An 11,922-nucleotide genomic window follows, 5' to 3' on the forward strand; every position below is an offset into this window, starting at 1 on the left:
TCTTCGCTTTTTTGATACTTTGCAACAGCTTAACAGTGGACCAATGAAAAAAACAATACTCGCACTGGCTTTGTCCTGCTGCCTGGGACAGGCCGCATCTGCGCAACAAAAACACACTTTCGCCTTCAGCAAATCGGAGTTCCTGCTGGATGGTAAACCATTCCGGATGATCAGCGGGGAAATGCACCCGGCGCGTATTCCGCATGAATACTGGCGTCATCGCATTAAAATGACCAAAGCCATGGGCTGTAATACTATTGCCGCATATGTGTTCTGGAACTACCATGAGCAGGCAAAAGGACAGTTTGATTTTAGTACCGGCAATCACAACATTGCGGAGTTTATCCGCATAGCACAGGAGGAGGGCATGTGGGTGATACTGCGCCCCGGTCCGTATGTATGCGCCGAATGGGAGTTTGGCGGACTGCCTCCCTATCTGTTGCAGACGCCTGATATCAAAGTACGCTGCATGGACCCGCGTTATATGGAGGCGGTAACACGTTATGTAACGAACCTCGCCGCTGAAGTGAAACCCATGCTGGTGACCCAGGGTGGCCCGGTAGTGATGATGCAGATCGAAAATGAATATGGCAGTTATGGCAATGACAAAAATTACCTGCAGGCACTCAAAAACCTATGGGTGAAAAACGGCATCGACATACCTTTTTATACTGCTGATGGCCCTACTGCCTTTATGCTGGAAGCTGGCACCGTAGCTGGCGCCGCTATTGGCCTGGATTCCGGTGGGTCGGAGGCTGACTTTGCGGCGGCTAAAAAACAAAATCCCAATGTACCGGCCTTTAGCAGCGAATCGTATCCTGGTTGGCTGACGCATTGGGGCGAAGCCTGGCAACGGCCAGGGGCGGAGGGTATCGTGAAAGAAGTGAAGTTCCTCATGGATACCAAACGTTCGTTCAATCTGTACGTGGTCCATGGTGGTACCAACTTCGGTTATACCGCCGGCGCCAACTCAGGTGGTAAAGGCTACGAACCCGATGTGACCAGTTACGATTATGATGCACCGATTAACGAACAGGGAAGGGCTACGCCTAAATACGAAGCATTGCGCCAATTGCTGGCTTCTTATCTCCCTAAAGGCAAAAAATTGCCCCCTGTGCCGGCACCCATTCCCGTGATCAGCTTTCCGGAAGTGACCCTGACACCCTTTACCAGTTTGTGGGACCATCTTCCACAGGCAGTGCATGACGTACAGCCCCGCCCATTTGAGGCTTATGGCCAGGATTATGGCTTGATGCTGTATAAAACAACCCTCATCGGCCATAAAAGCGGAAAACTGGTGATCAGGGACCTGCACGATTATGCTACTGTGTTTCTCAACGGACAATACATTGGTAAAATAGATCGCAGGCTGGGAGAGAAGTCAATAGAGCTGCCTAAAACCGACGTTGCTGATCCCATCCTGGAAGTGCTCGTGGAAGGAATGGGGCGCATCAACTTCGCTGACGCGATCATAGACCGTAAAGGCATTACAGAGCGGGTTACGCTCAATGGTATGACCCTGATGAACTGGGATGTATATGGTTTGCCGCTGACAGACAAAGATGTTGCTGGTCTTACCGCTTCCTCCGGGAATACCAGCAAACCCGGACAGTTTTTCAAAGGTGCTTTCAACCTGACGCAAACCGGCGATACCTACATTGATGTATCCGCGTGGAAAAAAGGGCTGGTATGGGTAAATGGGCATAATCTGGGCCGCTATTGGGAGATAGGCCCGCAGCATCGTTTGTATTGCCCCGCTTCCTGGCTGAAAAAAGGCAATAATGAGATCGTTGTGCTGGATTTACACCAGGACAAGCCCGCTGTGGTAAAAGGCGTGGAAACATTGTACTAGTAGTATGCTATATCGTTATATAGGACCCCGGACTAATTACAGTTCGGGGTCTTTCATTGAAACTACACTCATATCATTGCACAACTCCATTTTTTTCATTAAAACAGCCTGAATAACATCATAGCCCAGGGCTTCAGCCCTGGGTTTCCGGGGGGCGGAGAAATCCGTGAATCCGTGTGATCGCATCGGAATCCGCGAATGCGGATGGGGATTGGGGCTTTGCCCGCGGGCATATTTCATCCGCCGGGCTGAAACCCGGGGCGGCAGGGCGGTTTGAATTCCTGCTTGATATTCCCGGTTAAATTGCTTAACTTAGGTAAACTTGGTTTTTCATATTTCTTAACCTTCTAAAACAGGCTTGCCATGGGAAAAGTACGTAATATCCTGCAGGGCAAGGGTCATGCAGTTTACTCTATCCGCCCGGATAACACCGTTTTCGAAGCCCTGCAAATGTTGGTAGACCGTAATGTGGGCGCACTCACCGTAGTAGACGAGCATGACAGATTCCTCGGGATCTTTTCTGAACGGGATTATGCCCGCAGAGTTATTTTAAAGGGTCGTGCGTCCAAGGAAACACTGATCCGTGAAATCATGACAGAGCGTCCTATCACTGTTACTGAAGACGACTCTATTGAAGACTGTATGGTGAAGATGACAGACAAACGTATTCGTCACCTGCCTGTTACCGATGAGCAGGGAAGACTGATGGGCCTTATTTCCATTGGAGACGTGGTGAAATTTATTATAGACGATCAGCGCCATATCATTACCAGTCTTGAATGTTATATTACCGGCACGCATACATGATGCAGGGAAAACATTTTTGTTTTTTTGCCGGATTGTTTGTAATTTCAGATTAACATATAGCCTATACCGTTATGAGGTTTCTGACGTTATGATAACTAACTATGAAACAATATTTTCTTCCTACCCCAAAACGGTTTTGATTAAAGACACAATTCTTCAATAGCAGACTCAAAAGATTGGTAATAAACGGAACTTTAAAGCCAATCGCTCGGGAGGGCGAACACCTTGCAAAGCGCTGTTAATGATACCATCCCTGTTTGGCCATTTGTAGCATATGGCGGCATAGTATTGATACTGGTTAGTCTCATACTGGGGCTGTCTTATGTACTTGGGCAACGGCATAAAGACCGTGCTACCGGTGAAGCATATGAATCCGGTATAGTTTCCACGGGCTCTGCACGACTTCGCTTCCCTTCTCAATTCTACCTGATAGCGATGCTGTTTGTCATTTTTGACATTGAAACAGTATTGATCATTTCCTGGGCTATCGCCTACCAGGAAGTGGGATGGGTAGGCTTCGCAGGCGTATCCGTATTTATTCTCATCCTACTGGCCGTGTTGATATACGAGTGGCGGAATGGTGCGCTGGACTTCGGTCCGGATGGCCGGAAGATTTTACGCGCATACAAGAAACGCAAAAAGGAAAGCCAGGCACAAAACGATTCTTTTACGCCGCTTCAACAGCAACAGGCCGTGACCTAATACCGTATGCTCCGTGCTCATTGTTCAACAATAACACCTGCATAATATGAAATGGTGGTTAACAAAAGCCGGGGACCCCGCTGGTAAAACAGCTGGTAACACCTCTATGGAAGACGTGGTGCAACAAAGCGTGTTGTTCTCCAGCGTAGAACGCCTCCTCGGCTGGGGACGGCAAAACTCCATGTGGCCCTTTCACTTCGGTCTGTCTTGTTGTTTCGTGGAAATGGCCACTGCCATGACTCCCAAATACGATCTCGCCCGTTTCGGCGCCGAAGTGATCCGCGGTACTCCCCGTGAAGCAGATGTGATGATCATCGCTGGTACCGTATTCATCAAAATGGCGCCCGTCATCAAACGTCTCTATGAACAAATGATGGAACCCCGCTGGGTCATCTCTATGGGTTCCTGCGCCAATTCCGGCGGTATGTACGACATCTATAGCGTCGTACAGGGCGTGGATAAATTCCTCCCGGTAGATGTATATGTACCCGGATGCCCGCCACGGCCCGATGCTTTCATGCAGGGACTGCTCCTGCTGCGCGACAGCGTAGGCAAGGAACAACGGCCACTCAGCTGGGTAATCGGCGATCAGGGCGTGATACGCCCGGAAAAGACATCCCAACGGGACCGGCTACACGATCATAGACAACAAATGACACAGTTTAAAACACCCGACGAAATATAAAATTATTTACTAACAGTAACGGTTGTATGAATAATACTTAAGCACGAACGAACCAACAACAATCCTGTCCCTCACAGTCAAACTTAATACGCCATGCCAGAGAGCATTGTAGCGGAATTAAGCTCCCGTTTCGGCGAAGATATCATCGCGCCGCTCACTACACGGGATGAGACGCCCACCCTCAGGACGCCACAGGAGAAGATTGTGGCCATACTACAATACCTCAAACACGATATCAAAATGCCTTTTCGTATGCTCTATGACCTGACGGCCATCGATGAGCGTGCGTACAAAAAAGAGCAAAACGGCCACAAGCCATTTGATTTCACGCTGGTATATACCCTCTTCTCCTTTGACAGAAATCAGTTCTTACGCCTGAAAGTCGGCCTCCACGGCGAATTCCCTTCCCAAGACACCATCACCCACCTATGGCCTGCTGCCAACTGGTACGAAAGGGAAGTGTTTGATATGTTCGGCATCCGGTTCAACGGCCACCCGCATCTGCAACGTATCCTGATGCCCCGCACCTGGCAGGGCCACCCGCTTCGTAAGGAACATCCTGCCCGCGCTACTGAAATGGGGCCGTTTAAACTCTTCGATGAAAAGGTAGACCGTGAACAACACGCTTTGCAGTTCAGTCCCGAAGAATGGGGCCTGAAGCGCCATAGCGACGATGCCGACTTTATGTTCCTTAACATCGGTCCCCAACACCCGGGCACACATGGTGTGTTACGCATTATCCTGCAACTGGATGGTGAAAACATCGTCGATGCGGTACCGGATATCGGCTTCCACCATCGTGGCGCCGAAAAAATGGGCGAACGGCAGTCATGGCATACCTACATCCCTTATACTGACCGCATTGATTACCTCGGTGGGGTCAACAACAACCTGGCTTACCTGCTGGCCGTGGAAAAGTTGGCCGGTATTGAGGTACCGCTGAGGGCACAGGTGATCCGCATCATGCTTTGTGAACTGTTCCGCATTGCCAGCCACCTGGTATGGTACGGCACTTTTGCACAGGACCTCGGCCAGCTGTCGCCTGTATTTTACATGTTCACCGACAGGGAGCGGGTATTTGAAATCATCGAAGCCATCTGCGGCGGCCGCATGCACCCCAACTGGTTCCGCATCGGCGGTGTGGCACAGGACCTGCCCAAAGGATGGGATACGCTGGTCAAAAATTTTGTGGAATACTTCCCGCGTAAACTACGGGAGTATGATAAGATGGTGATGAAAAATTACCTGTTTAAAGTACGCACCAAAGGTATTGGTATTTATACACTGGAAGAAGCCATAGAGTGGGGCGTTACAGGCCCCGGGCTGCGCGCCTGCGGCCTTGAATGGGACCTGCGTAAGAAAAGGCCCTATGGCGGCTACGAAAACTTTGCTTTCGAGATCCCGGTCGCCCATAATGGTGATTGTTACGACCGCGCGGTAGTACGGGTGGAAGAAATGCGGCAGAGCCTCCGCATTGTACAACAATGTCTGGAATATATGCCTGCCGGCGATTTTAAATCGCACCACCCGCTGGCTACCCCGCCGGTAAAACAACACACCATGCACGACATCGAAACGCTCATACACCATTTTCTCAATGTCAGCTGGGGACCGGTTATACCACCGGGAGAAGCCATGGTATGCACGGAAGCTACCAAGGGATGGAACAGCTATTACCTCATCAGCGATGGTAATACCGCTTCCTACCGTACCCGTATCCGTACGCCGTCATTCCCCCATATGCAGATGATACCGCTCATCAGCAAAGGTTACACCGTGGCCGATCTATTGTCAATACTGGGCGGAATGGATTATGTGCTGGCTGATATAGACCGATGACATTTAGCCATTGGGTTATTTGAATACTTAATTATTTCAGTAACGAATGGCGACGTTGCCAAGCAACAAAATATCAAAATAACAAAATATCAAAATTTCTGAATGATATGTTGTCTGCTATCGAAATAGAAAAGATCACGCACGAGCTGCAACAGGTGCCCGTCAAAAAGGCCGCCTGTATTGAAGCACTCAAGATTGTGCAGCAGGAGCGGCGCTGGATATCTGATGAAAGTGTGGCTGATATCGCTGTGATACTGGAGATGAGCACCGCTGAAGTAGATAGCGTGGCAACTTTCTATAACCTCATCTTCCGCCAGCCGGTAGGCCGCCATGTGATCCTGCTGTGTGACAGTATCAGCTGTTACGTGATGGGATATACGGGATTACGGCAACGGTTAAACGAAATATTACTGATTGGTTATGGGCAGACAACACCCGACGAGCGGTTTACCCTGCTGCCCAACGCCTGCCTCGGTACCTGCGACCATGCGCCGGCGCTGATGATAGACGACGATCTGTACCGCGACATCCAACCGGGAGACCTGGAACAAATACTGGAAAAATATCACTAACCCAATTTTATATACGATGGAAAGACCACTCACACAACATATTCCTGACAACGGCGCTGCCCTGCATCTCCGGGAGTACGAAGCCGTGGGTGGTTATACCGCCTTGCGCAAAGCGTTGCGTGATATGGAGCCGGCACAGGTCAGCACGCTGATCAAAGATGCCAACCTGAAAGGCCGTGGCGGCGCCGGTTTTGCTACCGGGGTGAAATGGAGCTTTGTGCCCATGAACGTGCCCGGTCCCAAATACCTGATCGCAAATGCGGATGAAATGGAGCCAGGCACTTTTAAAGACCGCTGGTTGCTGGAAGGCAATCCGCATCAGCTGCTGGAAGGTATGATCCTCGCAGCTTATGCTATCCAGGCTACAGATGCATTTGTGTTCCTGCGCTGGGCTTACAAGGATGCTGCCCGTGAAATGCGCCGCGCTATCGCCGACGCCTATACGGCAGGGTATCTCGGTAAAAATATCCTGGGCAGCGCTTTCAGCCTGGAAATGCAGCTGCATACGGGAGTGGGCAGGTATATGTGTGGAGAAGAAACCGCGCTGCTCAACTCTCTCGAAGGCAAACGCGCCACCCCTCGCGCTAAGCCGCCATTTCCGCAGGTAAGCGGACTATTCGGAAAACCTACCATCGTGAATAATGTAGAAACCCTCTGTTGGATTTCCCATATCGTCAATAATGGCGAAGCATGGTTTAAATCCCTGAGTTACACAGCCGACGGAGGTACGAAAATTTATGGCGTCAGTGGCAGGGTCAATAAACCCGGTGCATGGGAGCTCCCAATGGGTATTACTATGCGCGAACTATTGGAAGAACATGCCGGCGGTATGCGGAACGGCTATCGCTTTCGCGGGGCCTTGCCAGGTGGCGCGTCCACTGATTTTCTGACTGATGCCCACCTGGACGTGAAAATGGATTTTGCGGGCGTGGCTGCCGCTGGCAGCAGGCTGGGTACCGGCACGATGGTCGTACTCGACGACCACACGTGCCCCGTCGGTTTTGTGCATAACCTTGAGCACTTTTTTGCGCAGGAGTCCTGCGGCTTCTGTACTCCCTGCCGGGAGGGACTGCCCTGGACGGAAAAGATATTATGGTCGCTGGAAAACGGTACCGGCGAACCGGCTGATCTGGAATTGCTGGAAAGACATACCAGGCTGCTGGGGCCCGGCAATACGTTCTGCGCCCTGGCGCCCGGGGCCATGGAGCCCCTGCAGAGTGCCCTGAAATATTTCAGGGAAGATTTTGAACAACATATCAAAGAAAAAAAATGTCCGTATGCCCATCATCAACATTGATAATATTCCATATGAGGTGAAGGAAGGAAAAAACCTGCTGGAAGCATGTTTGTCGCTCGGCCTCAACCTGCCTTACTTCTGCTGGCACCCGGCCCTCGGTTCGGTAGGGGCCTGCCGCCAGTGTGCTGTCAAAATCTTTAAAGATGAACAGGATACCCGTGGTAAACTGATGATGGCCTGTATGGAGCCTGTGAAAGACGGCATGCGTTTATCCGTTAACGATAGTGAGGCGGTGGCTTTCCGCGGCCATGTCATCGGATGGCTGATGACCAACCACCCGCATGATTGTGCGGTATGCGATGAAGGCGGTTCCTGCCATTTGCAGGATATGACCGTCATGACTGGCCACGCCTACCGCGATTATCATTTTTCTAAAAGGACCTACCGTAATCAAAATCTCGGTCCTTTCATCAATCACGAAATGAACCGCTGCATCCAGTGCTACCGCTGCGTGCGTTTCTATAAAGACTTTGCCGGCGGTAAAGACCTCGATGTTTTTGCGGCACATAACCACGTTTATTTTGGCCGCCAGCAGGATGGCACGCTCGAAAATGAATTCAGCGGCAACCTGGTGGAGGTCTGTCCTACCGGTGTATTCACCGATAAAACACTCAAGCAGCATTATACCCGTAAATGGGACCTGACCACGGCGCCGTCCATCTGCCAGGGCTGTGGACTGGGATGTAACATCATTGCCGGCGAACGTTATGGTTCTTTGCGGCAGATCACCAACCGTTACAACGGGGCGGTGAACGGTTATTTCCTGTGCGACAGGGGCCGCTACGGATATGAGTTCGTGAACAGTAAAGACCGTATCCGTGAGCCGTTGGTGGTACATGCTCCGGATGATAAAGCCAATGGCCTGCCCGTGCTGCAGCATGTGCGGAACCGGATGAAACCCGGAAAAATGATCGGTATCGGCTCTCCACGGGCTTCTGTTGAATCGAACTATGTGCTGAAAGAACTGGTAGGAGAGCATAACTTCTACCTGGGCATCGGGGAAATAGAGCATGAGCTGATCCGGCTGATGCTGAAATTATTAAAAGAAGGCCCGGTGCGGTCAGCTTCTTTACAGGAAGCGGCTGCCGCTGATGCGGTGGTGATACTGGGAGAAGATCTTACCAATACTGCCCCGATGATGGCCCTGTCTGTGCGTCAGGCGGTACGCCGTATGCCGGTGGAAAATGCAATCAGCAATATCCACATGCCGGCGTGGCAGGATGCAGCGGTACGGGAAGCTGTACAGGAAAACAAAGGGCCGCTTTTTATCCTCAACGTAGTAGAAACCAAACTCGACGAAGTGGCGACCGGTGCTTATCACACCGCGCCTGATAATATTGCGCGTATAGCCTTTGCTGTTAGTCATCTGTTAGACGGTACCTTACCGGAAGTGACGGGGATGTCTGATGAGGGGAAACAGGCCGCTGCTACCATCGCTGCTGCGCTCAGGGGGGCGAAGAGACCGCTGGTAATAGCCGGCTATGGAGGCGGTAGTGAACAGGTGATCAGGGCTGCGGCCAACCTGGCCTGGGCCCTGAAGCAGCAAGGCGCTGACGCGATGCTGTCTTTTACGGTGCCCGAATGTAACAGCATGGGCCTCGAAATGCTGGGAGGCCTCCGCCTGGAATCGGCGGTAGACGCGGTGTTGAATGGCAGTGCGGAAACGGTGCTGATCCTCGAAAATGATCTGTACCGCCGGCTGGACCTGCATACGGCCAACCAGTTCTTTGGGCATTGTAAAGAAGTGATCGTGCTGGACCATCTGCATAACCCTACTACAGAACGGGCTAATATCGTGTTGCCTGCCGGCACTTTCGCAGAAGCTGACGGCACGCTGGTCAACAATGAAGGCCGTGCCCAGCGCTTCCTGCAGGTACTTAGTCCCCAGGGATCCGTACAGGAGAGCTGGCGTTGGCTGTTACAACTGGGGGATATCTGCGGCCATACGCACCTCCGCTCGTTATTACATTATGATGATCTGCTCAAAGCCATTGCGGCCAAATATCCGGTATTTGCCGGCATCGATACCATCACGCCACCAGCTGATTTCAGGATAGCCGGACAGAAGATACCCCGAGAACCGCATCGCTACAGCGGCCGCACCGCTATGCTGGCCAATATAAATGTGAGTGAACCTAAACCTGCGGAAGATGGAGATACTGCGCTGTCTTTCACCATGGAAGGATACCGTGGCGAACCGCCTTCTTCTGTCATCCCCTTCTTCTGGGCGCCGGGCTGGAACTCGGTACAGTCGGTCAACAAATACCAGGTGGAAACCGGTGGCTCCCTGCACGGCGGCAATCCCGGCAAACGCCTGCTTGAGCCTAACGTAAACGGTCAAACGAAATTTTATACCAATATACCCGACCCGTTCATACCGGTGGGTGGGCACCTGCTACTGGTACCGCTCTACCATATTTTCGGATCAGAAGAGCTGAGCATTCATACGCCGGGCATTGCCCAACGGATGCCTGCTCCTTATATCATGCTGCACAGTGAAGACGCACGCCGTTTTCAGGTGGCAGCCGGACATCTGCTTTATTTCATGGATAACGGACACCAGTATGCGCTGCCGGTAGTCATCAACGATACCCTGCAAAAAGGGGCCGCCGGTATCCCGGTAGGGCTGCCGCATATGCAGGTGGCGGAAGCGCCGCAACTGGTTAAAATTTAAAGCTATGATAAACGCCTGGTGGATTATAGGAGGAGTACTTTTTGTACTGTTGAATACAGCCGCAGGACTGATATGGCTGGAACGCAGGATGCTGGCCCTTTGGCAGGACCGCTACGGTCCCAACAGGGCAGGCCCTTTCGGTCTGTTTATTGTGCTGGCAGACACGCTGAAGCTGTTTTTTAAAGAAGACTGGATTCCGCCGTTTGCGGATAAAGTGGTGTTTGTATTTGCGCCTGCCGTGGTAGTGGCCAGTGTGCTGATGAGCTTTGTGATTGTGCCCTTTGCGCCAGGTATTGTAGTGGCCGACCTGAACATTGGCATCCTCTTTTTCCTCGCCATGTCATCGTTAGGCGTGTACAGCATTGTGCTGGGCGGCTGGGCCTCCAACAACAAGTACGCCTTGCTGGGCGCCATGAGAGGCGCCTCGCAGATGATCAGCTATGAGGTGTTCATGGGACTGGCATTGATGGGCGTGGTAGTGCTCAGTGGTAGTTTTAACCTGCAACAGATCGTCGAGTCGCAACGTACCGTGTGGTTTGTCATACCGCAGTTGCTGGGCTTCCTCATTTTCATGGTGGCAGGGGTTGCGGAAACACACCGTCTGCCTTTTGATATCCCCGAGGCAGAAAGTGAGCTGGTGGCTGGTTTTCACTCGGAATATTCCGGGATGAAGTTCGGTATGTTTTTCATCGGCGAATACCTGGGTGTTACGCTTATCTCCGCCATGGTGGTGACGCTGTATTTCGGAGGCTGGCTGGGACCATCATTTCTGCCGCCTGTGGTCTGGTTCGCCATTAAAACGTTTGCATTCATCTCGTTATTCATATTGCTGCGGGCATCTATGCCGCGGCCACGGTACGACCAGCTGATGGAATATGGCTGGAAAGTGTTGTTCCCGTTGTCGTTGCTGAACCTGCTGGTGACAGCAGCAATCAAACTCTGGTTAGTAACTAAATAACTAAATACCAAAATGTATGTTTAGTCTATTGCGTAGTATGTGGCTGGTGTTTCTGCATATGTTCCACAAGCGGGACACATACCAGTATCCGGAACAGAAGGCACCGCTGCCGGCACGGTGGAGAGGCCGTATCGCGCTCACGCGCGATCCTGACGGAGAAGAACGTTGTGTGGGCTGTTACCTCTGTGCAGCAGCCTGTCCGGTGGACTGTATCTCTTTACAGGCTACGGAGGATGAACACGGGCGGCGATACCCGGAATTTTTCCGGATTAATTTCTCCCGCTGCATCTTTTGTGGATTCTGCGAAGAAGCTTGTCCTACATATGCTATTCAGCTGTTGCCCGATTTCGAAATGGCCGAATATAACCGTCAGAACCTGGTATATGAAAAACATGATCTGCTGATCCCCAGTCAGGGTAAGTATCCGGGATACAACTATTACAAAGTGGCGGGCCTTGCTATTAAAAATAAAGACAAAGGAGAAGCGGAACATGAAGAACCACCGGTAGATATTAAAAGCCTGTTACCATAAATCT

At 51.4% G+C, this 11,922-nt stretch carries 10 protein-coding genes; all 10 read left to right on the top strand.

The window, feature by feature from the left end:
• Nucleotides 1-43: 43 nt before the first annotated feature.
• The 10 genes from HHL17_RS13845 (at nucleotide 44) to nuoI (ending at nucleotide 11,918) form a co-directional block, all read left to right on the top strand.
• Complete coding sequence (locus HHL17_RS13845) at nucleotides 44-1,852, top strand: glycoside hydrolase family 35 protein (RefSeq protein WP_169225292.1); 1,809 nt, start codon at nucleotides 44-46, stop codon at nucleotides 1,850-1,852.
• A gap of 363 nt (nucleotides 1,853-2,215) precedes the next feature.
• Nucleotides 2,216-2,659, top strand: coding sequence for a CBS domain-containing protein (locus HHL17_RS13850; protein WP_169225293.1), 444 nt, complete (start codon nucleotides 2,216-2,218; stop codon nucleotides 2,657-2,659).
• A gap of 225 nt (nucleotides 2,660-2,884) precedes the next feature.
• Nucleotides 2,885-3,361: an NADH-quinone oxidoreductase subunit A gene (locus HHL17_RS13855; protein ID WP_206155984.1), complete on the top strand. Its 477-nt coding sequence runs from the start codon at nucleotides 2,885-2,887 to the stop codon at nucleotides 3,359-3,361.
• 46 nt (nucleotides 3,362-3,407) lie between these two features.
• The gene (locus tag HHL17_RS13860) at nucleotides 3,408-4,046 is read left to right on the top strand and encodes an NADH-quinone oxidoreductase subunit B (RefSeq protein ID WP_169225294.1); all 639 of its coding nucleotides are present in this window, start codon (nucleotides 3,408-3,410) and stop codon (nucleotides 4,044-4,046) included.
• A 93-nt stretch (nucleotides 4,047-4,139) separates the two neighbouring features.
• Entirely contained in the window at nucleotides 4,140-5,885 is a 1,746-nt protein-coding gene (nuoC, locus tag HHL17_RS13865; protein WP_169225295.1) for an NADH-quinone oxidoreductase subunit C/D, read from the top strand.
• Nucleotides 5,886-5,992: 107 nt separating this feature from the next.
• Complete coding sequence (gene nuoE, locus HHL17_RS13870) at nucleotides 5,993-6,457, top strand: NADH-quinone oxidoreductase subunit NuoE (protein WP_169225296.1); 465 nt, start codon at nucleotides 5,993-5,995, stop codon at nucleotides 6,455-6,457.
• A gap of 16 nt (nucleotides 6,458-6,473) precedes the next feature.
• Nucleotides 6,474-7,754 (top strand): NADH-quinone oxidoreductase subunit NuoF, encoded by a 1,281-nt coding sequence (gene nuoF, locus HHL17_RS13875; protein WP_169225297.1) that lies wholly within the window; start codon nucleotides 6,474-6,476, stop codon nucleotides 7,752-7,754.
• Nucleotides 7,735-10,428, top strand: coding sequence for an NADH-quinone oxidoreductase subunit NuoG (nuoG, locus tag HHL17_RS13880; RefSeq protein WP_169225298.1), 2,694 nt, complete (start codon nucleotides 7,735-7,737; stop codon nucleotides 10,426-10,428). The genes nuoF and nuoG overlap by 20 nt, the downstream gene beginning before the upstream one ends.
• 4 nt (nucleotides 10,429-10,432) lie before the next feature.
• Complete coding sequence (gene nuoH / locus HHL17_RS13885; RefSeq protein WP_169225299.1) at nucleotides 10,433-11,386, top strand: NADH-quinone oxidoreductase subunit NuoH; 954 nt, start codon at nucleotides 10,433-10,435, stop codon at nucleotides 11,384-11,386.
• Between the two features lie 16 nt (nucleotides 11,387-11,402).
• Nucleotides 11,403-11,918: an NADH-quinone oxidoreductase subunit NuoI gene (gene nuoI / locus HHL17_RS13890; RefSeq protein ID WP_169225300.1), complete on the top strand. Its 516-nt coding sequence runs from the start codon at nucleotides 11,403-11,405 to the stop codon at nucleotides 11,916-11,918.
• Nucleotides 11,919-11,922 lie beyond the last annotated feature (4 nt).

The organism is Chitinophaga fulva, assembly GCF_012927205.1.
GTDB lineage: Bacteria > Bacteroidota > Bacteroidia > Chitinophagales > Chitinophagaceae > Chitinophaga > Chitinophaga fulva.

What these genes read in the sequence shown, in the direction of transcription:
- nuoF (WP_169225297.1), top strand. Translation starts at nt 6,474, where the DNA reads ATGGAAAGACCACTCACACAACATATTCCTGACAACGGCGCTGCCCTG.
- HHL17_RS13850 (WP_169225293.1), top strand. Translation starts at nt 2,216, where the DNA reads ATGGGAAAAGTACGTAATATCCTGCAGGGCAAGGGTCATGCAGTTTAC.
- nuoC (WP_169225295.1), top strand. Translation starts at nt 4,140, where the DNA reads ATGCCAGAGAGCATTGTAGCGGAATTAAGCTCCCGTTTCGGCGAAGAT.
- nuoG (WP_169225298.1), top strand. Translation starts at nt 7,735, where the DNA reads ATGCCCATCATCAACATTGATAATATTCCATATGAGGTGAAGGAAGGA.
- HHL17_RS13845 (WP_169225292.1), top strand. Translation starts at nt 44, where the DNA reads ATGAAAAAAACAATACTCGCACTGGCTTTGTCCTGCTGCCTGGGACAG.
- nuoI (WP_169225300.1), top strand. Translation starts at nt 11,403, where the DNA reads ATGTTTAGTCTATTGCGTAGTATGTGGCTGGTGTTTCTGCATATGTTC.
- nuoH (WP_169225299.1), top strand. Translation starts at nt 10,433, where the DNA reads ATGATAAACGCCTGGTGGATTATAGGAGGAGTACTTTTTGTACTGTTG.
- HHL17_RS13860 (WP_169225294.1), top strand. Translation starts at nt 3,408, where the DNA reads ATGAAATGGTGGTTAACAAAAGCCGGGGACCCCGCTGGTAAAACAGCT.
- nuoE (WP_169225296.1), top strand. Translation starts at nt 5,993, where the DNA reads ATGTTGTCTGCTATCGAAATAGAAAAGATCACGCACGAGCTGCAACAG.